Source organism: Agromyces mediolanus (assembly GCF_023715325.1).
Classification (GTDB): domain Bacteria; phylum Actinomycetota; class Actinomycetes; order Actinomycetales; family Microbacteriaceae; genus Agromyces; species Agromyces mediolanus_A.
The window spans coordinates 89,342-115,096 of sequence record NZ_JAMBNX010000012.1 but is presented as its reverse complement, the minus strand read 5'-3'; the positions used below and the strand labels follow the sequence as shown (position 1 = coordinate 115,096).

General features: G+C 70.0%; 19 protein-coding genes and 1 pseudogene. 8 read left to right on the top strand and 12 right to left on the bottom strand.

Going from position 1 to position 25,755, the window contains the following annotated elements:
- Positions 1-806: 806 nt before the first annotated feature.
- The 5 genes from M3147_RS17705 to M3147_RS17685 form a co-directional block, all read right to left on the bottom strand.
- Positions 807-1,235: a cytochrome c oxidase subunit 4 gene (locus tag M3147_RS17705; RefSeq protein ID WP_251204733.1), complete on the bottom strand. Its 429-nt coding sequence runs from the start codon at positions 1,233-1,235 to the stop codon at positions 807-809.
- Positions 1,235-2,971 carry an aa3-type cytochrome oxidase subunit I gene (gene ctaD / locus M3147_RS17700; RefSeq protein ID WP_251204732.1) on the bottom strand — a complete coding sequence of 579 codons (1,737 nt, stop codon included), beginning with the start codon at positions 2,969-2,971 and terminating at the stop codon, positions 1,235-1,237. Before ctaD ends, M3147_RS17705 begins: the two co-directional genes overlap by 1 nt.
- A complete protein-coding gene (ctaC, locus tag M3147_RS17695; protein WP_251204731.1) occupies positions 2,968-3,870 on the bottom strand; it encodes an aa3-type cytochrome oxidase subunit II in 903 nt (300 codons plus the stop codon). The genes ctaD and ctaC overlap by 4 nt, the downstream gene beginning before the upstream one ends.
- A gap of 202 nt (positions 3,871-4,072) precedes the next feature.
- A complete protein-coding gene (gene erpA, locus M3147_RS17690) occupies positions 4,073-4,423 on the bottom strand; it encodes an iron-sulfur cluster insertion protein ErpA (RefSeq protein WP_251204730.1) in 351 nt (116 codons plus the stop codon).
- 120 nt (positions 4,424-4,543) lie between these two features.
- Positions 4,544-5,962 (bottom strand): dipeptidase, encoded by a 1,419-nt coding sequence (locus M3147_RS17685; RefSeq protein WP_251204729.1) that lies wholly within the window; start codon positions 5,960-5,962, stop codon positions 4,544-4,546.
- Positions 5,963-6,000: 38 nt separating this feature from the next.
- Here M3147_RS17685 and M3147_RS17680 point away from each other — a divergent pair, with 38 nt between their 5' ends.
- Positions 6,001-6,582, top strand: coding sequence for a DUF3043 domain-containing protein (locus tag M3147_RS17680; protein ID WP_251204728.1), 582 nt, complete (start codon positions 6,001-6,003; stop codon positions 6,580-6,582).
- A 114-nt stretch (positions 6,583-6,696) separates the two neighbouring features.
- Here the strand turns inward: M3147_RS17680 and M3147_RS17675 are convergent, their stop codons facing one another.
- The gene (locus tag M3147_RS17675) at positions 6,697-7,836 is read right to left on the bottom strand and encodes an alkaline phosphatase family protein (protein ID WP_251204737.1); all 1,140 of its coding nucleotides are present in this window, start codon (positions 7,834-7,836) and stop codon (positions 6,697-6,699) included.
- 81 nt (positions 7,837-7,917) lie between these two features.
- Here M3147_RS17675 and M3147_RS17670 point away from each other — a divergent pair, with 81 nt between their 5' ends.
- On the top strand, positions 7,918-10,389 hold the full coding sequence (locus M3147_RS17670; RefSeq protein WP_251204727.1) for a DNA gyrase/topoisomerase IV subunit A: 2,472 nt from the start codon (positions 7,918-7,920) through the stop codon (positions 10,387-10,389).
- A 53-nt stretch (positions 10,390-10,442) separates the two neighbouring features.
- Here the strand turns inward: M3147_RS17670 and M3147_RS17665 are convergent, their stop codons facing one another.
- On the bottom strand, positions 10,443-12,521 hold the full coding sequence (locus M3147_RS17665) for a DNA gyrase/topoisomerase IV subunit B (protein WP_251204726.1): 2,079 nt from the start codon (positions 12,519-12,521) through the stop codon (positions 10,443-10,445).
- A gap of 145 nt (positions 12,522-12,666) precedes the next feature.
- Between M3147_RS17665 and M3147_RS17660 the strand changes: the two genes are divergently transcribed.
- Positions 12,667-12,900, top strand: coding sequence for a DUF7455 domain-containing protein (locus M3147_RS17660; RefSeq protein WP_189086390.1), 234 nt, complete (start codon positions 12,667-12,669; stop codon positions 12,898-12,900).
- A 72-nt stretch (positions 12,901-12,972) separates the two neighbouring features.
- Here M3147_RS17660 and M3147_RS17655 read toward each other — a convergent pair whose 3' ends face one another.
- From M3147_RS17655 to M3147_RS17640, 4 genes and pseudogenes are all read right to left on the bottom strand, one after another.
- Positions 12,973-13,713: a type 1 glutamine amidotransferase gene (locus M3147_RS17655; protein WP_251204725.1), complete on the bottom strand. Its 741-nt coding sequence runs from the start codon at positions 13,711-13,713 to the stop codon at positions 12,973-12,975.
- On the bottom strand, positions 13,710-14,966 hold the full coding sequence (locus tag M3147_RS17650) for a MurT ligase domain-containing protein (RefSeq protein WP_251204724.1): 1,257 nt from the start codon (positions 14,964-14,966) through the stop codon (positions 13,710-13,712). Before M3147_RS17650 ends, M3147_RS17655 begins: the two co-directional genes overlap by 4 nt.
- A 7-nt stretch (positions 14,967-14,973) precedes the next feature.
- Positions 14,974-16,386 (bottom strand): annotated as a pseudogene (locus M3147_RS17645) (RNA polymerase sigma factor); the annotation flags it as partial.
- Positions 16,387-16,600: 214 nt separating this feature from the next.
- Complete coding sequence (locus tag M3147_RS17640) at positions 16,601-17,524, bottom strand: proteasome assembly chaperone family protein (protein WP_251204723.1); 924 nt, start codon at positions 17,522-17,524, stop codon at positions 16,601-16,603.
- A 95-nt stretch (positions 17,525-17,619) separates the two neighbouring features.
- On the opposite strand from M3147_RS17640, the gene M3147_RS17635 reads away from it, so the two are divergent.
- The 3 genes from M3147_RS17635 (at position 17,620) to sucB (ending at position 22,165) form a co-directional block, all read left to right on the top strand.
- The gene (locus tag M3147_RS17635; RefSeq protein ID WP_251204722.1) at positions 17,620-19,086 is read left to right on the top strand and encodes a leucyl aminopeptidase; all 1,467 of its coding nucleotides are present in this window, start codon (positions 17,620-17,622) and stop codon (positions 19,084-19,086) included.
- A 103-nt stretch (positions 19,087-19,189) separates the two neighbouring features.
- Positions 19,190-20,563 (top strand): dihydrolipoyl dehydrogenase, encoded by a 1,374-nt coding sequence (gene lpdA / locus M3147_RS17630; protein ID WP_251204721.1) that lies wholly within the window; start codon positions 19,190-19,192, stop codon positions 20,561-20,563.
- Positions 20,564-20,623: 60 nt separating this feature from the next.
- Positions 20,624-22,165: a 2-oxoglutarate dehydrogenase, E2 component, dihydrolipoamide succinyltransferase gene (gene sucB / locus M3147_RS17625; protein ID WP_251204720.1), complete on the top strand. Its 1,542-nt coding sequence runs from the start codon at positions 20,624-20,626 to the stop codon at positions 22,163-22,165.
- On the opposite strand, the gene M3147_RS17620 is transcribed toward sucB, so the two are convergent.
- Entirely contained in the window at positions 22,162-23,721 is a 1,560-nt protein-coding gene (locus M3147_RS17620; RefSeq protein ID WP_251204719.1) for a serine/threonine-protein kinase, read from the bottom strand. The genes sucB and M3147_RS17620 overlap by 4 nt on opposite strands.
- 326 nt (positions 23,722-24,047) lie before the next feature.
- On the opposite strand from M3147_RS17620, the gene lipB reads away from it, so the two are divergent.
- Positions 24,048-24,683: a lipoyl(octanoyl) transferase LipB gene (gene lipB, locus M3147_RS17615; protein WP_251204718.1), complete on the top strand. Its 636-nt coding sequence runs from the start codon at positions 24,048-24,050 to the stop codon at positions 24,681-24,683.
- Positions 24,680-25,669, top strand: coding sequence for a lipoyl synthase (gene lipA / locus M3147_RS17610; protein WP_251204717.1), 990 nt, complete (start codon positions 24,680-24,682; stop codon positions 25,667-25,669). Before lipB ends, lipA begins: the two co-directional genes overlap by 4 nt.
- Positions 25,670-25,755 lie beyond the last annotated feature (86 nt).

Below are 25,755 nucleotides of genomic sequence, written 5' to 3'. Positions count from 1 at the left end.
GGGGCGCCCGGGGGGGGGCCCCAACGAGGTGGAACTGGCGCAGACGCTGACGTAGGCCAGGCGCGTCGCTGGTGACGAGATTCCGCGGCGCCAGTCCCCCGCCAGCCCCGCCAGCTCGTAGTGGTCGCCGGATCGGTCCCGTCGGGCCGCGGCCGGCGCCGACGCACGACGGAGCGAAAGGGCACTCACCGCAGAGCGCGCTCATCGGAGAAGACACGCGCCGCGGCCGGCGCACTCCATCTGATCGATTCGGCGTGGCGGCGTGCCTCTGCCTTGGAGCGCGACACTTCTGGCGGCCGTCAACACTCACCGGCTTCGCCACGGGCTCAGCCTCGCGCCCGCGCCAGTTCGGCGGCATCGCGCCATACGTAGTGGCGCGTGGAGGCTGAAGTGGCGCAGATGCGAGCGCCCACCGGCCTCGTCGCCGGCTCAGCCTCGCGCCCGCGCCAGTTCGGCGGCATCGCGCCATACATAGTGGCGCGTGGAGGCCGAAGTGGCGCAGATGCGCGCACCCACCACCCTCGCCGCGGGCTCAGCCTCGCGCCCGCGCCAGTTCGGCGGCATCGCGCCACGCATACTGGCGCGTGGAGGATGAAGTGGCGCGGATGCAGGCCCCCACCGGCCTCGCCACGGGCTTAGCCTTGCGCCCGCGCCAGTTCAGCGGCATCGCGCCATACATAGTGGCGCGTGGAGGCTGAAGTGGCGCAGATGCACGCACCCACCGGCCTCGCCACAGCGCATCGCCCGGTGGCACAGAAAACGGCCCGGCACCCACGATGGATGCCGGGCCGTTCGAATGCGATGCGTTACCGGGCGAAGTTGCCCCGGTAGTACTCGTAGACCCAGCCGACGAGCGAGATGACCACGAGCGGGACCGCGATGAACGAGATCCAGAAGCCGACCGCGAGGCCGAGGAAGCCGAGCGCCGCAGCACCCGCGAGCACGATGGGCCACCAGCTCCACGGGCTGAAGAAGCCCAGCTCGGGGTCGCCGTCGTCGATGTTGGCGTCGAGGCGGTCCTCAGGGAGCTCAGCCCCCTGCGCCTTGTGCACGCGTCCGAGGTAGAACGCGATGAAGGCGGACAGGATGGCGGAGAGCGAGATGGCGATCGTGCCGGCCCACTCGGGGCCGCCGTTCACCTCGATACCGCTCGCCGCGGTCCACACGCCGTAGACCGTCGCGACGATCACGAGGAAGACCGCGAGGATCCAGAAGAGGACGACATTCGCGCGCATTACTTGATCTCCTCCTTGGCGGCGTCGTACACCGGCGCCTCAGGGGCGTCCTTCGCGGGGCCGATGCCGACGGGCACGCCCGCCTCCGGGTGGTTGAGGTCGAACGCCGGACGCTCCGAACGGATCCGCGGGATCGACGTGAAGTTGTGCCGCGGCGGCGGGCAGCTGGTCGCCCACTCGAGCGAACCGCCGTACCCCCACGGGTCGTTGACCGTGACCTTCGGAGCCTTCCGAGCCGTGATGTACACGTTCAGGAAGAACGGGATGAGCGAGATCGCGAGGATTCCCGCGCCGATCGTCGACAGCTGGTTCATCCACGTGATGTTGTCTTCCGGCAGGTACGAGTAGTACCGACGGGGCATCGCGACGACGCCGAGCCAGTGCTGCACGAGGAACGTCGTGTGGAAGCCGATGAAGAGCAGCCAGAAGTGCCACTTGCCGAGCGTCTCGTTCAGCATCTTGCCGGTCCACTTCGGCCACCAGAAGTAGAAGCCCGCGAACATGGCGAACACGACCGTGCCGAACACGACGTAGTGGAAGTGCGCGACGACGAAGTACGTGTCGGAGACGGCGAAGTCGAGCGGCGGCGAAGCGAGGATGACGCCCGTCAGACCGCCGAACACGAACGTGATCAGGAAGCCGAGCGACCAGATGAGCGGCGTCTCGAACGTGATCGAGCCGCGCCACATCGTGCCGACCCAGTTGAAGATCTTCACGCCGGTGGGAACCGCGATCAGCATGGTCATCAGTGCGAAGAACGGCAGCAGCACGGAGCCCGTGACGTACATGTGGTGCGCCCACACCGTGACCGACAGGGCCGCGATCGCGATGGTCGCGTAGATCAGCGTCTTGTAGCCGAAGATCGGCTTTCGGCTGAAGACGGGGAAGATCTCCGACACGATGCCGAAGAACGGCAGCGCGATGATGTAGACCTCTGGGTGGCCGAAGAACCAGAACAGGTGCTGCCACAGGATGACGCCGCCGTTGGCGGGATCGTAGATGTGCGCGCCGAAGACGCGGTCGGCACTGGCGGCGAGGATCGCTGCGGCGAGCACCGGGAACGCCATCAGGATCAGGATCGAGGTGACCAGCGTGTTCCACGTGAAGATCGGCATGCGGAACATGGTCATGCCCGGCGCACGCATGGTGACGATCGTCGTGATGAAGTTCACGGCACCGAGGATCGTGCCGAAGCCCGAGAGGCCCAGGCCGAGCATCCACAGATTGCCGCCGATACCCGGCGAGAACGTCGTCGATGCGAGCGGCTGATAGGCGAACCAGCCGAACGAAGCCGCACCCTGCGGGGTGAAGAATCCGGCGACGGCCATCAGCGAACCGAAGCTGAACAGCCAGTAGGCGAAGGCGTTCAGACGCGGGAAGGCCACGTCGGGCGCGCCGATCTGCAGCGGCATGAGCACGTTCGCGAAACCCGCGAAGAGCGGGGTGGCGAACATCAGCAGCATGATCGTGCCGTGCATCGTGAACAGCTGGTTGTACTGCTCACGCGTCTGGATGATCTCCAGGCCCGGCTCGAACAGCTGTGCGCGGATGATCAGCGCCATCACGCCGCCGATGCAGAAGTAGATGAACGAGGTGATCAGGTACATGTACCCGATGACCTTGTGGTCGGTCGAGGTGATCCACTTGACGAGGACGTTCCCCTTGCGCTCCACCTTCGAAGCGCCGAACGGCAGGCTCGACGACTGCGGTCGAGCTGGTGCGGTCGTGGTGCTCATTCGGCTTCGTGCTCCTCTTTCAGTTCGGGCGCGCCCGTGCCGGGCAGGTTCTGGTTCCGGTCGTACTCGGTCGACAGCTGGCCTTCCTGGCCCGCGTCGCGCAGCGACTGGATGTAGTCGTCGTACTCGGCCTGCGAGACGACCTCGACGTTGAAGAGCATGAGCGAGTGGTACTCGCCGCAGAGCTCGGCACACTTGCCCGCGAAGGTGCCTTCGCGTTCGGGAACGAACGACATGTAGTTCGTCTTGCCCGGGAACATGTCCTTCTTGTAGAGGAAGTCGACGACCCAGAAGGAGTGGATGACGTCGCGCGACTCGAGCTCGAGCTCGACGTTCGCACCGACGGGCAGGTAGAGCGTCGGCAGCGCGGCCTGGTCGACCGAGCCGGCAGGGCCGTTCTCGTCGAGCTGCGCCTGGATGCCGGGCGAGTAGACGTCTTCGTTGACGTAGTTGAAGTCCCAAGCCCACTGCTTGGCGATGACCTCGACCTTGACGTCGACCTCGTCGGCGGTGAACCGCTTCTCGATCTCGGCCTGGTCACGCGCGGTGAACGCGAAGAACCCCAGCACCAGGATGAGCGGCACGATCGTGTAGAACACCTCGATCGGCATGTTGTAGCGGAGCTGCACGGGCAGACCGGTCTGGCCCTTGCGCCGGCGGTAGGCGATGACTGCCCAGATCGTGAGACCCCAGGTGATCACGCCCACGACGAGGAGCACGATCCAGGAGGTGACCCACAGACCCGAGACGCGCTCCGTGTGATTGGTCGCGGGCGACTCGCCCTCGATGAATCCGGGGAGGAATCCGTTCAGCTGCGCCTGGGTGCACCCGGCGAGGACAAGAGTGAGCGTCGCTGCGATCGGAACTGCAGCCCATCGGAGTCGGCGATTGTTGCGCACCGGAGACCTTTCGGGAGACTCGAAGGCGCTTCACAGGGAAGCGCGGTGATCGGTGTCTAGCCTACTCCGACTCCACGGCTCGGGTGTGCACTCGACCCGGATGTCGCGATCGGATTCCGGGCGATTTCCGAACGGATCTGCGGAAAAACACGCGAGGGAGACCGCGAAGCGGTCTCCCTCGGAGCGAGTTTCTCGTGCTGGATCAGTGGAACGAGTCGCCGCAGGCGCAGCTTCCCTGCGCGTTCGGGTTGTCGATCGTGAACCCCTGCTTCTGGATGGTGTCCTCGAAGTCGATGGTGGAGCCGTCGAGGTAGGGCACGCTCATCTTGTCGACGATGACCTCGACGCCGTCGAAGTCGACGACCGCGTCGCCGTCGAGCATGCGCTCGTCGAAGTACAGCTGGTAGATGAGGCCGGAGCACCCGCCGGGCTGCACGGCCACGCGCAGGCGGAGGTCGTCGCGACCCTCCTGCGTGAGGAGGCTGCGCACCTTGTCGGCCGCAGGATCGCTCAGCTTGACGCCGTGCGTGGTCTCGGTGATGGTCTCGCTCATCTCACTCCTCGTGATCTCGCCGTTCTGACGACGATTGTACGTCTACTCCGTAGAGCGTCGGCTGGATGCCGGATATTCCCGACCCGCAACGGATCGCGCCGCGGGCCGGGACGAGGCGCCTCAGGCGCCGCGGGCGTTCAGCCGGCCGAACAGCAGCGCCTCGCTCAGCAGGGCCCGCTTGAACACCCCGAGGTGCAGCGACTCGTTCGGGCTGTGCGCCCGTGAGTCCGGGTCCTCCACCCCGGTGACGAGGATCTGCGCGCCCGGGAACTCCTCGACGAGCTCGGCGATGAACGGGATCGAGCCGCCGACGCCCGTGTCGACGGCGGGCTTGCCCCACGCCTCGGCCATCGCCGCGCGGGTCTCCGCGACGGCCCAGCCGCTCGTGTCCACGAGGAACGCCTGGCCCCGGTCGACATCCTCGAAGCTGAGCTTCGCCCCGAACGGCGCGTTCCGCTCGAGGTGGGCGCGGAGCGCCTCGAAGGCCTCGCCGGCGTCCTGCCCGGGCGCGATCCGGGCGCTGACGCGCACGCGCAGCGAGGGGATCAGCGTGTTCGACGCGTTGGCGACGTCCGGCGCGTCGATGCCGGTGACGGTGATCGCCGGCTGGGCCCAGATCCGGTCGAGGATCGAACCGCGGCCGATCGGGCTCACGCCGTCGAGCAGGCCGGCCTCTGCGCGCAGCTGCGCCTCGTCGTAGGCGGGGATGTCGAGCTCGGCACGGGTGAGCCCGTCGACGGCGACGGCGCCCTCGGCATCCCACATGGTCCCGAGCATCCGGATGGCGGCGAGCATCGCATCGGGCACCGCTCCGCCGAACATGCCGGAGTGCGAGGCGTGCGCGAGCGTCTCGACTCGAAGGTTGAACGCGACGGCCCCGCGCAGTGCGACCGTGATCGCGGGGGTGTCGATGTCCCAGTTGCCCGAGTCGGCGACGATGATCGCGTCGGCCTCGAGGAGCTCGCGGTTCTCGCGCAGGAAGTTCCCGAAGGAGCGTGAGGCCCACTCCTCCTCCCCCTCGATGAAGACGGACAGCCCGAGGTCGAAGTCGCCGGATGCCTCGGCGAACGCCCGGATCGCGCCGACGTGGGCCATCACCCCTGCTTTGTCGTCCGCGGCACCGCGCCCGTGCAGGCGGTCACCTCGCTGGGTCGGCTCGAACGGCGGGGTCTCCCAGTCCTCGTCCTTGCCGGGCGGCTGTACGTCGTGGTGCGCGTAGAGCAGCACCGTCGGCCGCCCGTTCCGCGCGGCACGACGGGCGACGATGGCGGGCTGGCCGAGCTCGGAGCCGTCCTCCACGGGCGCACGGCGGATCTCGACGAGCTCGAACACCCCCGTCCCGCGCAGGAGCTCGGCCACGGCCTCGGCGCTCTCCGCGACGTGCGCGGGGTCGAACGCGGGCCAAGAGACGGACGGAATGCGGACGAGTCGGCCGAGCTCGGCGACGACGCCGGGGAAGCCCGCATCGACGGCGGTTCGGATCGCATCCGCGTTCGGCGTCGTGGGCTCGGCGGATGCGTGGTTCGTGGGGTCGGTCATGCCGGTAATCTTAAAGGTGAACCGATTCGAGGAACCCAGTGGCCAAGCAGCAGAAGACCGAGCAGACGTCGACCGAGACGCTCGACGAGACGCAAGAGCGTCTGAAGAGCGGCGGCAAGGGCGTCCCCACCCCGACCCGTGCCGAGCGAGAGGCCGCGCGCAAGCGGCCGCTCGTGCCAACCGACCGCAAGGAAGCGGCGAAGCAGGCCCGAGCCAAAGCCGCGGAGGCGCGTGAGCGCGCCCGAGTCGGCATGGCGATGGGCGACGACAAGTACCTCCCCGCGCGCGATCGCGGACCGCAGAAGAAGTTCGTGCGCGACTATGTCGACGCGCGATTCAGCGTCGGCGAGATCCTGATCCCCGTCATGTTCCTGGTGATCATCCTCACCTTCGTGCCGAGTGCCGAGGTACAGGCGATCAGCATCCTCGTGCTCTGGGCCTTCTTCGCCGTCGCCGTGCTCGACTGCGTCCTCCTCGGCTACCTGCTGACGAAGAAGCTCCGCGCGAAGTACGGCGACAAGGCCGAGCGCGTGCGCTGGTACGCGGCGATGCGCGCGCTGCAGCTGCGCCCGCTCCGGCTCCCGAAGCCCCAGGTCAAGCGCCGCCAGTACCCCGCCTGACCGACGCGCACAGGGCCCCGCCGGCACGGCGGGGCCCTGCGGCGTTCCCGGCGCTGTGACGTTCCCGGCGCTGTGAGGTTTCCGGCGCATCCTTCGTGCCCACGCGGCGCGAGCTCAACGGGCGAACGCGCCCAGCCGGATCAGCGGGACGCGCGTCTCCTCGTCGGTCATGGATCCGTGCTGGCCGATCATCCGCTCCGGCGCCCGGTTCGCCTCCCGCGCGTCGTAGTAGGCGATGCCCGCCCGGGCCGCGACGAGCAGATCCCCGATGCGGGGGCGGACCGCCTCGTCGACACGACCCCCGTAGAGTCCGGCCGCGATCGCCTCGTCGCGGGTGAACACCCAGGCGCGCTTCGATTCGGCGTCGCGCCACAGCTCGGCCACCCGTTCGCGCTCGGCTTCCGGGAACGACGGATCGAACCAGAGCGCCAAGCAACGGGGCTCTCCCCCGACGTGCCGTACCCCGTCGAGGAGCGCCGGCCGGGCATCGATGTGCACGTGCCGGTGCTCGGGGACGTCGATCACCCCATGATCGGCAGTCACCAGCAGCCCGACGTCGCGCGGGAGCCGGGCGGCCAGCGCGGATGCCTCGGCATCCAGTTCTTCGAGAGCGGCGAGCCAGCGCCCGGACTCCCAGCCGTGCGCGTGCGCGATCTGATCGAGCTCGGGGACGTAGAGGTAGACGAGCGAGGGCTCGGCGGCGCCGACCGCGTCGAGGGCCTCGGCGAACCGCTCCGCGAGGCCTGTCCCGGATCGGTACTCCGCGCCTTGCAGCACCGCCCGCGTGTAGCCACTCGCCGCATATCGGGGCGCACCGACCGCGACGGGCCGCACGCCGAGTTCGGCGGCGCGTTGGAAGAGGGTCGGATGGCGCTGCCAGTCCGCGGGCAGCTGCCCGTGCTCCCAGCCGTTCAGCTGGTTCGCCAGCACGTCGCGCGAGGGCTCGAGCACGCGGTAGCCGACGAGTCCGTGCTCGCCCGGCATGACCCCCGTCGCGAACGAGGCGATGGCGGCGGCCGTCGTCGAGGGGAAGACCGTGCGGATCACGTCCCGCTTCGCCATCCGGCCGGCGAGGAATCGGGCGTGGCCCGAACGGCCCTGCAGGTTCGTCGCGCCCAGCCCGTCGACGAGGAGGACGATCGCCGAGCGCACGTGCGGCAGTCCGAACGCTCCCCCGCCGCCGGTGACGGCCGCGAGCGAACTCGCCAGCACCCCGGCAAGCCGCGGGGTCGTGTCGTCGGTCACCGGTAGCATTGCAGGCATCGCGCCCAGTCTGACACAGGCCGGGCGCGCCCCAGTTGCCCCGCGCGCGAGCGCCTCGACCGAGATTGACGGATGACCCGAGCACCCCACGACCCCGAGCAGCCGCCCATCGCCGAGCGCATCGAAGACGTCGACGTCGCCGCCGAGATGCAGGGGTCCTTCCTCGAGTACGCGTATTCGGTCATCTACTCGCGCGCGCTCCCCGACGCCCGCGACGGCATGAAGCCCGTGCAGCGGCGCATTCTCTACATGATGAGCGACATGGGCCTCCGGCCCGACCGCGGGCACGTGAAGTCGGCTCGCGTCGTCGGCGAGGTCATGGGCAAGCTGCACCCGCACGGCGACTCGGCGATCTACGACGCCCTCGTCCGTCTGGCCCAGCCGTTCACGCTCCGGGTCCCGCTCGTCGACGGGCACGGCAACTTCGGTTCGCTCGACGACGGTCCGGCCGCGGCCCGGTACACCGAGGCGCGCCTCGCGCCCCCGGCGATGTCGATGACCGAGAGCCTCGACGAGGACGTCGTCGACTTCGTCCCGAACTACGACAACAGCCACCAGCAGCCCGAGGTCCTGCCCGCGGCCATCCCGAACCTCCTCGTGAACGGCGCGAGCGGCATCGCGGTCGGCATGGCGACGAACATGGCCCCGCACAATCTCGTCGAGGTCGTGCACGCCGCCCGGCACCTGCTGGAGCACCCCGATGCCGGTCTCGACGAGCTCATGGAGTTCGTGCCCGGCCCGGACTTCCCCTCCGGCGGCACGATCGTGGGGCTCGCCGGCATCCGCGACGCGTACGCCACCGGCCGCGGCTCGTTCAAGACCCGCGCGCGCGTGAGCGTCGAGCAGCTGACCGCGCGCAAGGCGGGCCTCGTCGTCACCGAGCTCCCCTATCTCGTCGGCCCCGAGAAGGTCATCGAGAAGATCAAGGACGGCGTCAACGCCAAGAAGATCACCGGCATCTCCGACGTCACCGACCTCACCGACCGCAAGCGCGGGCTGCGGCTCGTCATCGGCATCAAGACCGGCTTCAACCCGCAGGCGGTGCTCGAGCAGCTGTACCGGCTCACCCCGCTCGAGGACTCCTTCAACATCAACAACGTCGCGCTCGTCGACGGCCAACCCCAGACGCTCGGCCTCCGCGAGCTGCTCCTTGTCTACGTCGGCCACCGGGTGCGCGTCGTGACCCGCCGGAGCGAGTTCCGTCTCGCCCGCCGCCGCGAGCGGCTGCACCTCGTCGAGGGCCTGCTCATCGCGATCCTCGACATCGACGAGGTCATCCAGGTCATCCGCACGAGCGACGACACCGACCAAGCTCGTCACCGACTGCAGGACGTCTTCGATCTCAGCCAGCTGCAGGCCGAGTACATCCTCGAACTGCGGCTGCGCCGGCTCACCAAGTTCTCCCGCATCGAGCTCGAGGCCGAGCGCGACAAGCTGCAGGCCGAGATCGCCGAGCTCGAGGAACTGCTCGGCAGCGAGGCCCGCATCCGTGCCCTCGTCTCCGAGGAACTCGAGCAGGTCGCCGAGCTCTACGGCACGCCGCGCCGCACGCTCCTCACCGAGGCGAAGGCGCTGCCCGCCGGCGCCTCGCGCAAGGCGGTGGCGGCCTCACTCGAGCATGCCGACGTGCCGTGCCGCGTGTTCCTGAGCGTCACGGGCCGCATCGCCCGAGTCGACCGGCCGGAGGGCGAGGACGCCGTCACGATCACCGTGCCCGCCCGGCGCAGCAAGCACGACGCCGTCGCGTCGACCCTCGACACCACGAGCCGTTCCGAGATCGGCGCGATCACCTCGAAGGGCCGGCTCATCCGCTTCTCCCCCCTCGACCTCCCGACGCTGCCGGCGAACTCGGTGCAGCTCGGTGCCGGGGTCAGGGTGCACGACTACCTCGGCCTCGCCGATCGTGGCGAGCGAGTGCTCGCGGTCGTCTCGCTCACGAGCGAGCAGCCGATCGCCCTCGGCACGAAGCAGGGCATCGTGAAGCGGGTCGCGCCGGGCGGATACCCCAACCGTCCCGACTTCGAGGTGATCGCGCTGAAGCCCGGCGATGAGGTCGTCGGCGCAGTGCAGGGCGGCGACGACGACGAGCTCGTGTTCATCGCGAGCGACGCGCAGCTGTTGCACTTCCCCGCGTCCTCGGTGCGCCCGCAGGGTTGCCCGGCCGGCGGCATGGCCGGTATGAAGCTCGCCGCCGGCGCCACGGTGCTCTCCTTCACGGCCCTGACGCCGTCCGAGCTCGAGACGGCGGTCGTCGTCACGATCGCCGCGACGAGCGACACACTGCTCGGTGCCGACCCCGGCGCGGCCAAGGTGTCGACGTTCGACGAGTTCCCCGGTAAGGGCCGAGCGACCGGCGGCGTGCGCGCCCAGCGCTTCCTGAAGGGTCAGGATGCGTTGACGGTGGCGTGGGCCGGTCCGGAGCCCGCCTACGGCCTCGGCTCAGACGGGTCGGTACGTGCGCTGCCCGAGTCCGGCGCGAAGCGCGACGCCTCCGGCGTGCAGCTCGACGCCGTCGTCAGCATGGTCGGCCGCCGCATCGGCTGATCGATCGCCGCGCGGCGGCCGGCTCCGGGTCGAGCCGGTCGGCCGGTGAGGCGTTACGCGTCGATGCGCTCTCGGCTGAGCCCGGCCGCGCTGTCGACGATGAATTCCTTGCGCGGCGCCACCTCGTTGCCCATCAGGAGCTCGAAGACGCGGCCCGCGTTCTCGGCGTCGGCGAGGTTCACGCGGCGGAGCGTGCGGTGCTGGCGGTCCATCGTGGTCGACGCGAGCTGCTCGGCATCCATCTCACCGAGACCCTTGTAGCGCTGGATCGGGTCCTGGTACTTCTTGTTCTGCCGCTTGAGCGTCGAGAGCACGCCGTTCAGCTCGGCCTCGGAGTACGTGTAGATCGTCTCGTTCGGCTTCGAGCCCGGGTTCTGCACGACGATGCGATGCAGCGGCGGAACCGCGGCGAACACCCGGCCCTCCTCGATCATCGGCCGCATGTAGCGGAAGAAGAGTGTCAGGAGCAGCGTGCGGATGTGCGCGCCGTCGACGTCGGCGTCGCTCATGATGATGACCTTGCCGTAGCGCGCGGCGGAGAGGTCGAAGGTGCGACCGGAGCCGGCCCCGATCGTCTGGATGATCGCCGCGCACTCCGCGTTGCCGAGCATGTCGGCCACCGACGCCTTCTGCACGTTCAGGATCTTGCCGCGGATCGGCAGCAGTGCCTGATGCTCGCTGTCGCGGGCGAGCTTCGCCGTGCCGAGCGCGGAGTCGCCCTCGACGATGAACAGCTCACTCTGGGCGACATCGCTCGAACGGCAGTCGGCGAGCTTCGCCGGCAGTGAGGAGCTCTCGAGCGCGTTCTTGCGGCGCTGCGTCTCCTTGTGGGTGCGCGCGGAGATGCGCGCCTTCATCTCGGAGACGATCTTCTCGAGCACGAGCGAGGTCTGCGTCTTGTCGTCGCGCTTCGTCGAGGCGAAGCGCTCGCCGAGCTGCTTCGTGATGACCGAGGAGACGATGGCGCGGACCGCGGGGGTGCCGAGGATCTCCTTCGTCTGCCCCTCGAACTGCGGCTCCGGCAGGCGGACGGTGAGCACCGCCGTGAGCCCGGCGAGGATGTCGTCCTTCTCGAGCTTGTCGTTGCCGACCTTCAGGCGCCTCGCGTTCTGCTCCACCTGGGTTCGCAGAAGCTTCAGCAGCCCCTGTTCGAAGCCGGCGAGGTGCGTGCCGCCCTTCGGCGTCGCGATGATGTTCACGAAGCTGCGCACGACCGTGTCGTACCCGGTGCCCCAGCGCAGGGCCACATCGACCTCGCAGGTGCGCTCGACCTCGGTCGGGATCATCGCGCCGCCGTCGGAGAGCACCGGCACCGTCTCGGTGAACCGGCCCTCGCCCGTCGATCGCCAGATCTCGGTGACCGGACCGTCGGCGGCGAGGTGCTCGACGAACTCCGAGATGCCGCCCTCGAAGTGGAAGCGGTGCGTCTCGGGAGCCTCGCCGCGATCATCGACGACGGTCAGCCCGAGTCCCGGGACGAGGAAGGCGGTCTGCCTCGCTCGGCCGAGCAGCTCCTCGATCTGGAAGCTCGCGCCCTTCGTGAAGATCTGCGGGTCGGCCCAGTACCGCACGCGCGTGCCGGTCACGCCCTTCTTCACCTTGCCGACGGCATCGAGCGAGCTCGACTGCTCGAAGGGGGTGAACGGCGAATCGGGGTCGGGCGTGCCCTGATCGGCAAACCGGCCCGGCTCGCCGCGATGGAACGACATGGCCCACGTCTTGCCGTCGCGGTCGACCTCGACATCGAGGCGGGCGGAGAGGGCGTTGACGACCGACGCGCCGACGCCGTGCAGACCGCCGGAGGCCGCGTAGGACCCCGAGCCGAACTTGCCGCCGGCGTGCAGTTTCGTGAAGACGACCTCCACGCCGGTGAGGCCCGTCTTGGGTTCGACGTCGACGGGGATGCCTCGCGCCTGATCGCGGACCTCGACGCTCTCGTCGGCGTGCAGCACCACCTCGATCTCACGACCGTGGCCGGCGAGCGCCTCATCGACCGAGTTGTCGATGATCTCCCAGAGGCAGTGCATGAGCCCTCTGGAGTCGGTCGACCCGATGTACATGCCGGGTCGCTTGCGCACGGCCTCGAGGCCCTCGAGCACGGAGAGATGACGGGCGGAGTAATCGGAGCTCACGTCGGTCAAGCCTAGTGATCGCGACCGACAGTGCTGCGCAGCCACTGCGCTCTCAGCGAAATGCCCGGCAATACGGAAGGAACGCCGCACACCCCGTGTTTTGATTGATGAACACGGAAGTCAGCGCGTGAACGAAGGAGGAGCTATGACCCAGCAGACCGAGGCGAACGATGCGGTCGACGTCGAGCGTACCTACGAGCTCACCGCGCTCGATCGCTGCGACGCATGCGGCGCTCAGGCGTACATCCGCGTCGTCGTCGCGAACGGCGAACTCCTGTTCTGCGCCCACCACGGTCGCAAGCACCAGGAGAAGCTCTCGCAGATCGCGCAGAGCTGGCACGACGAGTCCGACCGGCTCCTCGTCGACGCTCGCGACTGAACCCATCGACTTCACGAAACGCCCCGGCCCCGGCCGGGGCGTTTCCTCGTTGCGGGGTCTCGTCGCCCGAGCTCAGGCCGCCGGATCGACCTCGATGCCGGCAGCGCGAAGCTGCGCCGCACGAGCGGCCGCGGCATAGCCGTCGACCGTCGCCGCTCGCTCTCCCGGTTCGTACGCGATCCCGCGACGCTCGGCCATGATCCGCAGCAGCGCATCGGCGAAGGCCGGGTTCTTCGCGAGGACGGGCCCATGCAGGTGCGTCCCGATCACGGATCCCATGACCACGCCTTCCTGACCCGAGGCTCGGCCGTTGCCCTCACCGGCGCGCAACCGACCGAGCGGGGAAGCCTCTGCGCCCACGTAGTCGCGGGCGTGGTTCTCGAAGCCCACGAGCTGACCGAAGCGCGCGGTGGCCACCACGGCGTCACCGGTCACACGCCCGTCTCGCGGCACGGCCCGACCGGGAAGGATGCCGAGTCCCTCGATCGCGCTGCCGTCGCGATGCTCGATACCCCAGCTGAGCAGCTCCCACCCCGTGCCGATGCCGAGGATGGGAACCCCCTCGGTGCCCCAGCGTCGCAGCTCGTCGTGCATCGTCCGCAGCGTGTCGCGGCTGCGCACGAGCGAGGCGTCGCTGCCGGAGCCGAGCACGATCGCGTCGATCTCGGCCGGGAGCTCCGCCGCGCGTTCGACCAGCACGGTTCGGGCGGCGATGCCGGCCCACTCCGCGCGCCGTTCGAGCACCGTCGCGTTCTGCGCGTCGCCGTTCGTGTTCTGCGTGCCGGGCAGCAGGGAGACGATCGTGAAGGTCATTCCGCCTCCGTGAGTCCGAGGTGGGCGCGGGTGCGGCGCATCGAGTCGGCGGTGAAGACGATGGTCTTCACTCCGCGCGCCGGAGCAGGAGCGGCCAGGAAGTCGTCCAGGGCACGCCCGAGGTCGGTCTCGATCCGGTCGATCTCCACGCCGTCGTACGTGAGCATCAAGGCGGCCTCCGCCGCCTTCGACCCACTGACGATCGAGACGCGGTCGAGCGAGGACGCATCGACCGGCCAGAAGTACGAGGGATCCCGCACGTCGGAGCCGATCGCGAAGAGGATCTGCTCCGTGCCGACCGGGATAGCGTCGATGTTCAGCTGGTAGCTCGCGGGATTCTGGACGAGCACGAAGTCGACGTCCTGATCACGGATGCGCACCCGCTCGCCGCGGCCGAACACGGGAGGGATGCTCGACAGCGCCGCCACGGCGGCGTCCGCGGAGAATCGCTCACCGAGCACCGCGCGCGCGGTGGCGTAGGCGGCGGCCGCATCGACCGCGTAGTGGATGCCCCGGGCCGGCAGCCCGGTGGGATGCTCGACGCCGTCGTCGAGGAGCACCGCGGATGCACCGTCGACGCGCTCCACGACGACGCCGTCAGCTGGATCGAGCCGCCGCTCACTCGTCTCGGTGTTGCCGAGCCCTCGCGGCGCAGCCGCCAGCACGGCGGCGGAGACGCCGAATCGGTGCACCGCCACGCCGGGGGCGACCCGTGCCGCGAGCCGTTCGAGATACGCGTCGTCGGCGTTCAGCACGACGGCTTCGCCGGCACGAGCGGCGATCCGTGCCAGCATCCCGGCGACCATCTCCGAATCGTGGAAGCGGTCGATCTGGTCGACCATGACGTTCGTCAGGGCGACCACTCTGGCGTCGACGCCCTGCATCACGAGGGCGCCGTGCCCCTCGTCCATCTCGAGGACGGCGACGTCGCCCGGCACCCGGCCGCGCCAGTCCGCCTGCTCGAGCAGCGCGGAGGTGAGGCCCTGGCTGATGTTCGCGGTCGACGGATTGGTGAAGATGGAGACGTCGTGCGCGCGGAGGATCGCGACGAGCATCTTCGTCGTCGTCGACTTGCCGCTCGATCCGGAGACCACGACGAGTCCTTGGGGGAATCCGGACAGCGTCCGCTTGAGGTAGCCGGGGGCGATGCGATTGACGATCAGCCCCGGGATCGCGGAGCCGCCGCCCGGCTTCCTCAGCCGGGCGGCGATCCGAACGAGCTTGCCGACGGCGATCGCCGGCGCGTAGCGCACCGCCGGCCTACTCGAGGTAGTCCCGCAGCGACTGGGAGCGCGACGGGTGCCGCAGCTTCGCCATCGTCTTCGACTCGATCTGGCGGATGCGCTCGCGGGTGACCCCGAAGGTGTCGCCGATCTGGTCGAGCGTCTTCGGCATGCCGTCTCCGAGACCGAAGCGCATGCGGATGACGCCGGCTTCGCGCTCGCTCAGCGAGTCGAGCAGCGACTCGAGCTGCTTCTGCAGCATCGTGAAGCCGACCGCGTCGGCCGGGACGACCGCCTCGGTGTCCTCGATGAGGTCGCCGAACTCGCTGTCGCCGTCTTCACCGAGCGGCGTGTGCAGCGAGATCGGCTCGCGCCCGTACTTCTGCACCTCGATGACCTTCTCAGGGGTCATGTCGAGCTCCTTCGAGAGCTCTTCCGGCGTGGGCTCGCGGCCCAGGTCCTGCAGCATCTGACGCTGCACGCGGGCGAGCTTGTTGATGACCTCGACCATGTGCACGGGGATGCGGATGGTGCGCGCCTGGTCGGCCATGGCGCGGGTGATCGCCTGCCGGATCCACCAGGTGGCGTACGTCGAGAACTTGAAGCCCTTGGTGTAGTCGAACTTCTCGACCGCACGGATGAGCCCGAGGTTGCCCTCCTGGATCAGGTCCAGGAACTGCATGCCGCGGCCGGTGTAGCGCTTCGCGAGCGAGACGACGAGTCGCAGGTTCGCGCCGAGCAGGTGGCTCTTCGCACGCTGCCCGTCCTTCGCGACCCACTGCAACTCGCGACCGAGCTGCGCGCGCTTCTCGGCGTCGGACATGTGCGAGAGCTTCTCCTCGGCGAACAGGCCCGCCTCGATGCGCATCGCGAGCTCGACCTCTTCGGCCGCGTTCAGCAGGGCGACCTTGCCGATCTGCTTCAGGTAGTCCTTGACCGGATCGGCGGTCGCGCCGGTGATCGCCGCGGAGTAGACGGGGACCTCGTCCTCGTCGTCGGTCGCGCGAAGCACGAGCGCGCCGGTCGGGTGCGGGTCGGCCGGGATCGGCTTCGCCTCCTCGTCGGAGTCCGCCTCGTCGCCGGCCTCGTCGGTCGTGGCCTCGTCGGCGTCGTCGCCCGGGACCACGTCGGCGGGCTCGGCACCCTCGTCGAGCTCCTCGTCCTCGTCGTCGTCCGCACGCTTGGCCTTCGACTTCGTCGAGGCCTTCGCCGTTGCGGTGCGCGGGGTCTTCGCCGCGGTCTTGGCCTTCGGTGCGGCCTTCGCCGTGCCCGCCTTCGCAGCGGCACGCTTCGTCCCGGCTGCGACAGGCTTCTCGGTGCTCGCCTCGGCCTCGGCCGTCGCAGTCTTCGTGGACTTGGTTGCCATAGGTGTTGACCCTCTCCTCGTCGGTGCGCTCGCGACACGACGACGGTGCTCGGCATGTTCGGCTGCCCGGTGTTTTCGGACACTGCCCGGTGTTTTCGGACACTATGAGGACCCATGTCAAGTCCGCAGCGAATGCGATCGAGATCGCCTCGGCCGACCAGAACGGGTCCTGCCTACAATTATACCAGTGAGCCGTCGGTTCTTCGTGCGTTCGGCGCCGATCCGCCACTCGCGCCCGTCGAGGAATGAGAACGCCTCGGGATCCGCCGCTATTCCCCCTCCGGCGAGACCCGGGAGGTCACAGCGGGTGCGGCGGTTCCTCGTCGGTGCGACGGAAGGCGAGGAACTTCTCGAGCTCGGCCGCGATCTCGTCGGCGGTCGGCACCTCTCCGTCCTCATCGGTCAGTGGGGAACGGAGACTCGTCCCCGCCATGTACGCGTCGTAGCGATGCTCGAGTGTCGTCACGAGCTTCGCGAGCTCCTGGTTCTCCGCGACCTGCTCATCGATGCGCGCCACGAACTCGCGGCCCTGCTCGCGGAGCACTTCCGTCGGGAAGATCAACCCCGTGCCGGCACTCGTCGCCTCGAGCGCCGCGATCGCCGCCGCCGGGTACTCCGTGTCGCCGAGGTAGTGGGGCACGAGCAGAACGAAGCCGGCGGTCGGCAGCTCGCGCTCGTGCAGCCGGTACTCCACGAGGTGGAGGGCATTGGCCGGGACCTGCGTGGTCGGCCGCCAAACCGACATCGTCTCGATCAGTTCGCTGCGGTTCCCGCTCACGGTGACGCCGATGGGCCGGGTGTGCGGCACCGGCATCGGGATCGCGTTCAGCCAACTGAACGAGGCGACCTGATAGCGCTCCACCAGTTCGATCACCGCGCGCGAGAACCGCTCCCACTGGAAGTCGGGCTCGAAGCCCGTGAGCAGCAGGAACGGGCGGCCGAGCTCGTCCTTCGCGAGGTCGAGGCCGAGCCGCGCGGGTCGGTAGTCCGTGAGGTGGTCGCCATCGAAGACGATGACGGGACGACGAGCCCGGTAGTCGAGCAGCTCGTCGGCGTCGAAGTCGGCCACGACGACGGTGTCGAGGGTCGAACGCAGGTACTCGGTCGTCTGCGCAACGGCACCGCCCGCGTCGGCGAAGCCGGTGAGCCCGGCCACGAGCGGAAGGCCGAGCGGCACTTCGACCGCGGGGTTCAGCTCGTACAGAGTTCGGGCGTCACGCATGGTTCCAGACTACTGAGCCCGATCCGGACGGCCGCCGGCGCGGATGCCTCGCGCGAACGCTCACAGCGAACACCGCGCCGCGTAGCATCGAAGCCATGCCCATTCCCACCATCTCGCTGTCCGCTTCCCCTGCCGTCGACGCCGATGCCGAGGTCGTCGTCCTCGCCTCACGGAGCACCGACGACGGCCCCCAGCTCCTCGCCCCCGCCGGTTTCGAATGGGCGGAGGCGCAGCTGCGCGCACTCGGGGCGAAGGGCGCGGCCGACGAGCTGGTCCGACTCGCCGACCCCTCGGTCGACGGGCGCGTCGTGGCGGTCGCCGGCACCGGTGCCGCCGCGGATGCCGACGCACTCCGACTGGCCGCGGGAAGCGCGCTGCGACAGCTGAGCGAGGTGGACTCCGTCGCGATCGGCATCCCTGCCGCCTCGGCGGCCGAGGCCGCCGCGCTCCTCGAGGGGGCCGCACTCGGCGCCTATCGCTTCAACGAGTACCGCTCGAAGCCGAAGCCGCCCGTCGCTTCGATCACCCTGCACACGGAGTTCGGCGACGAGGAGCTCGGCACCGAGCGCGTCCGCACGGTCGCCGAGGCCGTCGCCGCGACCCGCGACCTCGTGAACCTCTCCCCCTCCGAGCTCTTCCCCGCTCGATTCGCCGAGATCGCCGTCGACGCCGCTCGAGCGGCCGGGATCCAGGCCACCGTGTACGCGGAGGACGAGCTCGAAGCAGGCGGGTTCGGGGGCCTCCTCGGCGTCGGTCAGGGCTCCGTCCGCGGTCCCCGCCTCGTGCGTCTGGAGTACGCCCCGGACGGCGCGACCACTTCTCTCGCCTTCGTCGGCAAGGGCATCACCTTCGACTCCGGTGGGCTGAGCTTGAAGCCCATGCAGTCGATGGTCGGGATGAAGGGCGACATGGCCGGCGCCGCCGCCGTGTTCAACGCGACGCTCGCGCTCGCGCGGCTGAACGCACCCGTGCGGGTCACGGCCTGGCTCTGCCTGGCCGAGAACCTCCCCTCCGGCACCGCGATGCGGCCGAACGACGTCCTGCGGATCCGCGGCGGCAAGACCGTCGAGGTGCTCAATACGGATGCCGAAGGGCGGCTCGTGCTGGCCGACGGCCTCGTCGCCGCGAGCGAGGAGCAGCCAGATGCGATCATCGACGTCGCCACGTTGACCGGCGCCCAGCTGGTCGCGCTCGGCGGGCGGATCACCGGCCTCATGGGCGACGACGACCTCGTCCAGCGTGTCCGCGACGCCGCCGCGGCCGTCGACGAGTCCCTCTGGCCGATGCCGCTGCCCGCCCACCTGCTCCCCCTCCTGAAGTCGGACGTCGCGGACCTCACGAACACGAAGCTCGGCGGCGTCGTGCCCGGCATGCTGCTCGCCGGCGTGTTCCTCCAGGAGTTCGTGGGCGAGCGCGACGGCGCGAAGATCCCGTGGGCGCACCTGGACATCGCAGGGCCGGCCGACAACGGCGGGGCGGCCTGGGGCTTCACGGGCGGCGGTCCGACCGGCATCGCCGTGCGCACCCTGGTCCGCCTTGGCGAGGAGCTCGCCGCGGGGTAGTAAGGTCGAACCGGGGCGAAAACACTCGCCCCGGTCACCCGCTCCGGGCACGAACCCGGCGCGGTCCGTGTCGCAGATCTGAATGCGCGAGGGAGATACCGGTTTGTCCGAGCAGAACTTTGACATCGTCGTCCTGGGCGGCGGGAGCGCCGGGTACGCGGCGGCCATCCGAGCGGTCGAGCTCGGCATGACGGCCGTCGTCATCGAGAAGGACAAGCTCGGTGGTACGTGCCTGCACCGCGGTTGCATCCCGACGAAGGCGCTGCTCCACGCCGCCGAGGTCGCCGAGTCCGCCAAGGACGCGGCCAAGTACGGCGTCAAGACCGCGTTCGAGGGCATCGACATGCCGGGCGTGACCGCGTACCGCGAGGGCATCGTCGCAAGCAAGTGGAAGGGCCTCCAGGGCCTGCTGAAGGCGCGCGGCATCCCCGTCGTCGAAGGCGAGGGCCGCCTGGTCGCGCCGAACACGGTCGAGGTCGCCGGTGAGCGCTACGTGGGCAAGAACGTCGTCCTGGCTACCGGCTCCTACTCGCGCTCGCTGCCCGGTCTCGAGATCGGCGGTCGCGTGATCACGAGCGAGCAGGCCCTGCAGCTCGACTTCGTCCCCGGCAAGGTCGCCGTCCTCGGCGGCGGCGTCATCGGCGTCGAGTTCGCGAGCGTCTGGCGCTCCTTCGGCGCCGAGGTGACCGTGATCGAAGCGCTCCCCCACCTCGTGCCGAACGAGGAGGAGTCGATCTCCAAGCAGCTCGAACGCGCCTTCAAGAAGCGCGGCATCGACTACTCGCTCGGCATCCGGTTCCAGAGCGTCACCCAGAACGAGTCGGGTGTCGTCGTGACGCTCGAGAACGGCACCACGATCGAGGCTGAGCTGTTGCTCGTCGCGGTGGGCCGAGGACCGGTCACCCAGGGTCTCGGCTTCGAAGAGGCGGGTGTCCAGATGGACCGCGGCTTCGTGCTCACCAACGAGCGCCTCGCGACGAACGTGCCCGGCGTCTACGCCATCGGCGACATCGTCCCGGGCCTGCAGCTCGCGCACCGCAGCTACCAGCAGGGCATCTTCGTCGCCGAGGAGATCGCGGGTCTGAACCCGATCGTCGTCGAGGACGTCAACATCCCGAAGATCACCTACTGCGAGCCTGAGGTCGCGTCGGTCGGCTACACGGAGGCGAAGGCCGCCGAGAAGTTCGGCGCCGAGCAGGTCACGAGCTACGAGTACAACCTCGCCGGCAACGGCAAGAGCAGCATCCTCGGCACGAGCGGCTCGATCAAGGTCGTCCAGGTCAAGGAGGGCCCGATCGTCGGCGTCCACATGATCGGGGGCCGCGTCGGTGAGCTCATCGGCGAGGCTCAGCTCGCCGTGAACTGGGAGGCGTACCCGGAGGACATCGCGCCCTTCATCCACGCCCACCCCACGCAGAACGAGGCGTTCGGCGAAGCTGTGCTGAAGCTCGCCGGCAAGCCGCTGCACGCGATCTGACCCCACCCGCTCGATAATCGGACCACACAAGGCGTCCAACGCTGTGAAGGAGACAAGCGAATGAGCCAATCAGTCAGCCTCCCGGCACTCGGTGAGAGTGTCACGGAGGGGACGGTCACGCGCTGGCTGAAGGCCGTCGGCGACCGCGTGGAGGTGGACGAGCCGCTGCTCGAGGTCTCCACCGACAAGGTCGACACGGAGATCCCGTCGCCCGTCGCCGGCGTCATCGAGGCGATCCTCGTCCAGGAGGACGAGACCGTCGAGGTCGGCACCGCGCTCGTCACCATCGGTGACGGCGCGGCCGCCGCGGAGGAGCCGGCCGCGCCGGCCGCCGAGGCGCCCGCTGCAGAGGCGCCCGCTGCAGAGGCGCCCGCCGCACCGGCACCGGCTGCCCCGGCACCGGCCGCTGAGGCACCCGCGGCCCCCGCACCGGCTGCTCCCGCACCGGCCGCTGAGGCACCCGCACCGGCTGCCCCGGCACCGGCCGCTGAGGCACCCGCGGCACCCGCCCCGGCTGCTCCGGCACCGGCTGCTCCTGCCCCGGCTGCTGAGGCCCCGGCTGCTCCCGCACCGGCCGCCCCGGCACCGGCCGCACCCGCACCGGCTGCTGAGGCGCCCGCCGCCCCCGCTCCGGCACCGGCCGCACCGGCGCCCGCCGCCGCTCCGGCTGCTGCGGCTCCCGCGACCGGCGGCTCGCACGCCGGCCCGAGTGGCTACGTGACGCCGATCGTGCGCAAGCTCGCCAGCGAGCAGGGCGTCGACCTCGCCAGTGTCACCGGCACTGGCGTCGGCGGACGCATCCGCAAGCAGGATGTGCTGCAGGCCCAGGGCGCTCCCACGGCGGCCGGCTCGGCCGCGCCGGCCCGCACTCCTCTCGAGACCTCGCCGCTGCGCGGCACCACGCAGGCGATGACCCGTCTGCGCAAGGTCGTCGCCGAGCGCGCCGTCGTCTCGATGCAGTCGACCGCGCAGCTCACGACGGTCGTCGAGGTCGACGTCACCAAGGTGGCGAAGCTCCGCGACCGCGTCAAGGGCGAGTTCCTGCAGAAGACCGGCAACAAGCTGTCGTTCCTGCCGTTCTTCGCGATGGCCGCCGCCGAGGCGCTCCGGGCGTACCCGATCATCAACTCCACCGTCGAAGGCGACTCCATCGTCTACCCGGCGCAGGAGAACATGAGCATCGCGGTCGACACCGAGCGTGGTCTGCTCACCCCGGTCGTCCGCGACGCGGGCGAGCTCGACATCGCCGGCCTCGCCGCGCAGATCGCCGACCTCGCCGAGCGCACCCGCAACAACCAGCTGAAGCCCGACGAGCTCTCCGGCGGCACCTTCACGCTGACGAACACGGGTTCGCGCGGCGCGCTCTTCGACACTCCGGTGGTCTTCCTGCCGCAGACCGCGATTCTCGGCACCGGCACTGTGGTGAAGCGCGCCGTCGTGGTCTCGCAGGATGGCTCCGACGCGATCGCCGTGCGCTCGATGGTGTACCTCGCCCTCTCGTACGACCACCGCATCATCGACGGGGCCGACGCGGCCCGCTTCCTCACCGCGGTGAAGGAGCGGCTCGAGGAGGGTGCCTTCGACGCCGACCTCGGCATCTAGTCGAAGATCTCCCGTAGACGCCAACCGGCCTCGCTCCGAATCATCAGGAGCGAGGCCGGTTCGCGTTCGACGCCGACCACGGGCACCTGCAGCAGCACGGCACCGCCCATCGTGCCGGCGACCGTCACCGCGTCGAGATCGTAGCCCGCGGCTTCGGCCGGTGTCTCATCCGAGAGGCGCGCCTGATCGTTACGCTCGAGCGCGGACCCGGGTTGCACGACCTGGGCGAGGCACTGCGGGTCGGCCGTGGAGAGGCACGTGTCACGCAGCGCGAGCAGCTCCGCCGCCGCCGCCGCGAGCGCCGCCGGGTCGTCGAGCGCAGCCGCGTCAGCTCCGGCGGACACCCCCGCGTCAGCACCGGCAGGCTCCCCCGTGTCAGCTCCGGAGGTTTCCCCCGTGGATTCGAGCACGCCCCCTTCCTCGGGCGAGCTCGCTTCTGCTGCCGGACGTTCCACCGTTGCGGCACCTCCGTCTGCCGACGCGCCACGTTGCGGCGGGACGAGGGTGAGCAGCAGCACCGAGGCCGCTGCAGCGGCGAGCGCACCGACGGCGACGACGCCCCGGCGGCGACCGAGCCGTTCGGCCAACCACCGCCGCCAACTCCCCTGTCGAAACAGCTCGAATAGCGGCGCCTCCGCGGCGAGCAGATGGCCGAGCGCTGTTCGTCCCTCGCCGACGGGGGCGGGCCGAGCGGCCCGGCCCGCTCGAGCGCGCCGCCTCGATGCAGCCGCGGCAGACTCCGCGACCGGATCGGTGCGCTCGCCCTCCAGGGCCGGCAGGCCGAGCGACACGGGCGGGGCGGACCACGCTCCAGGGGCGCGGAGTGCGTCAGTCGCGCCCCGCACCGGCGATGCCACTGCGACGCGGAAGAGCTCCTGCTCGAGTGCCAGGGTGAACGGTTCGAAGGGGCGGGCGACGAGCCGGGTACGAGCCAGCTCCACGACCCGGTGCAACGGCGTCGCCGGATTCGTGGCGCCCGCCACGAGCTCGATGAGCTCGACCAGGGCCTCGTGCGACCGACGCTCGAGGCCGGTTCGATCGGCCGACACCGGCCCGAGCCGCCGCACGCGGCCGAGTCCCGTGATGCGCGGCCGCCCGCTCGCATCGAAACGGACATCGGCCGCCGAGAGCTCGGGATGCGCGAACCCCGCCTCCGCGAGCTCACGGACGGCTGCGACGAGCGGCGCCAGCACCGTGACCGCCTCCCCCGGTGCCAACCGTCGTTCGTCGAGCACGTTCGACAACCGGTGACCGCTGATCGACTCGACGACGAGGCACACCGATCCGGATGCCGCGAAGACATCGATGAGGGACGGGAGCGCCGCACCGCCGAGAGCGGTGAGCGCCTCGAGCTCGATCGTGACCGTGTCCTGGTCGACCGTCTCGTCGTACACCCGGAGCACCACCGGACGGGCACCGGACGCGGCCCCGTCATCTCGGAGCTCCGGCACCTCGGCGGGCTCGGGCACCGCCAGGAACACCTGAGCGCGCGCGCCCGAGGCGATTCGCCGGAGGATGCGATAGCCGCCGAGGCATCCGCCCGGTGCGAACGTCACGGGCGCCACCGGGGCCCGACCCGGCTCAGCCCACGGCGAGGTCGCCACCGGAGACGTCGGCACCGGAGCGGTCGCCCCCGGAGCGTTCGGCGGACCCTCCGAGCGGCGCTCCACCCTCGTCGCCGCGCCACTCCGGCGCCGTGCAGCGGTGCGGCTTCGGACGCGTCGCCCGCGTCGCTCGTGCTTCGTCTCCTGCTCCATTCAGCGATCTTCACCGCCGCCCGCGTGCCACGATCACCGACGCCGAGGATCGGTGGAAGCCGCTCGGCGACACGCGCGTGTGGACGAGGGGCACCGCGCGGCCACCGGTGTCTAGACTGATCCGCATGCTCGACTCTGTCGTCACGGGGCTAAGCGCCAACTCCGTGCCGTACGAAGAGGGACTCTCCCTCCAGCGCGCCGTCCACCAGGCGGTGGTCTCCGGGACCAACCCGGGCACCGTCATCCTCCTCGAACACCAGCCGGTCTACACCGCCGGCAAACGGACGAGTCCCGACGAGCGGCCGGTCGACCGGACCCCCGTCGTCGAGGTCGACCGCGGCGGCAAGATCACCTGGCACGGTCCGGGCCAGCTCGTCGGCTATCCCATCCTGCGGCTGCCGGAGCCCATCGACGTCGTCGGCTACGTCCGTCGGCTCGAAGACGTGTTGATCGCCGTCCTGGCCGAACTCGGCGTCGCGGGGCGCCGGGTCGAGGGGCGCTCCGGCGTCTGGGTCGGCGACGGCGTCGACGAGAAGATCGCCGCCATCGGCATCCGTGTCGCCGACGGCGTCACCATGCACGGCTTCGCACTGAACTGCTCCAACTCGCTCGAACCGTACGAGAAGATCGTCGCCTGCGGCATCCGCGACGCCGGGGTGACGACCATCTCCCGCGTCCTCGGTCGCACCGTGCGGCCGGTCGACGTGGTCGAACCGGTGCTCCGGCACCTCGAGGCATCCGAGGCGGCGATCGCCGCGTGAGCGCCGAACCGCAGGGGCGCCGACTGCTGCGCCTCGAAGTCCGCAACGCCCAGACGCCGATCGAACGCAAGCCGGAGTGGATCAAGACCCGGGCGAAGATGGGGCCCGAGTACCGCGCACTGCAGTCGCTCGTGAAGAGCGAGGACCTGCACACCGTCTGCCAGGAGGCCGGGTGCCCGAACATCTACGAGTGCTGGGAGGACCGCGAGGCGACCTTCCTCATCGGCGGCTCGCAGTGCACCAGGCGGTGCGACTTCTGCCAGATCGATACCGGCAAACCCGCCGAGTACGACGCCGACGAACCGCGGCGGGTCGCGGAGTCGGTCGTGCGGATGCAGCTGCGCTACTCGACCGTCACCGGCGTCGCGCGCGACGACCTTCCCGACGGCGGCGCCTGGCTCTACGCGGAGACGATCCGGCAGATCCACGCGCAGTCCCCCGGCACGGGGGTCGAGATCCTGGTGCCGGATTTCAACGGCGAGCCGGAACTGCTCGGGCAGGTCTTCTCCGCCCGCCCGGAGGTGTTCGCGCACAACGTCGAGACGGTCCCGCGGATCTTCAAGCGGATCCGCCCGGCCTTCCGCTACGAGCGTTCCCTCGACGTCATCACCCAGGGGCGCGACGCCGGTCTGATCACGAAGTCCAATCTCATCCTCGGCATGGGTGAGGAGCGCGCCGAGGTGTCGCAAGCGCTCCGGGACCTCCTCGAGGCCGGGACCGACATCATCACGATCACGCAGTACCTGCGGCCGAGTCCGCGGCACCTGCCGGTCGCCAGGTGGGTCCGGCCCGAGGAGTTCGTCGAGCTGAAGGCGGAAGCCGAGGAGCTCGGGTACCTCGGCGTGCTCGCCGGCCCGCTCGTGCGCTCCTCGTACCGGGCCGGTCGTCTCTGGGCCCAGTCGATGCGCGCGAAAGGACGCGAACTCCCGTCAGGTCTCGCCCACCTCGCCGACGCCGAGCTCGGCTTCGCGCAGGCGGTCGGCTGACTCGCTGACCTCCTCCGGCGTCGCCGCTCCGGACGAGGGCCGCACGCGGGCCGCGAACACGGTCTGCGGCGGCCCCCGCCGCCGGT

Bases quoted from the DNA above. Each gene is read 5' to 3' on its own strand.
- M3147_RS17705 (WP_251204733.1), bottom strand. From the start codon at position 1,235: ATGCGCGCGAATGTCGTCCTCTTCTGGATCCTCGCGGTCTTCCTCGTG.
- ctaD (WP_251204732.1), bottom strand. From the start codon at position 2,971: ATGAGCACCACGACCGCACCAGCTCGACCGCAGTCGTCGAGCCTGCCG.
- erpA (WP_251204730.1), bottom strand. From the start codon at position 4,423: ATGAGCGAGACCATCACCGAGACCACGCACGGCGTCAAGCTGAGCGAT.
- M3147_RS17685 (WP_251204729.1), bottom strand. From the start codon at position 5,962: ATGACCGACCCCACGAACCACGCATCCGCCGAGCCCACGACGCCGAAC.
- M3147_RS17675 (WP_251204737.1), bottom strand. From the start codon at position 7,836: ATGCTACCGGTGACCGACGACACGACCCCGCGGCTTGCCGGGGTGCTG.
- M3147_RS17670 (WP_251204727.1), top strand. From the start codon at position 7,918: ATGACCCGAGCACCCCACGACCCCGAGCAGCCGCCCATCGCCGAGCGC.
- M3147_RS17660 (WP_189086390.1), top strand. From the start codon at position 12,667: ATGACCCAGCAGACCGAGGCGAACGATGCGGTCGACGTCGAGCGTACC.
- M3147_RS17655 (WP_251204725.1), bottom strand. From the start codon at position 13,713: ATGACCTTCACGATCGTCTCCCTGCTGCCCGGCACGCAGAACACGAAC.
- M3147_RS17640 (WP_251204723.1), bottom strand. From the start codon at position 17,524: ATGCGTGACGCCCGAACTCTGTACGAGCTGAACCCCGCGGTCGAAGTG.
- M3147_RS17635 (WP_251204722.1), top strand. From the start codon at position 17,620: ATGCCCATTCCCACCATCTCGCTGTCCGCTTCCCCTGCCGTCGACGCC.
- sucB (WP_251204720.1), top strand. From the start codon at position 20,624: ATGAGCCAATCAGTCAGCCTCCCGGCACTCGGTGAGAGTGTCACGGAG.
- lipB (WP_251204718.1), top strand. From the start codon at position 24,048: ATGCTCGACTCTGTCGTCACGGGGCTAAGCGCCAACTCCGTGCCGTAC.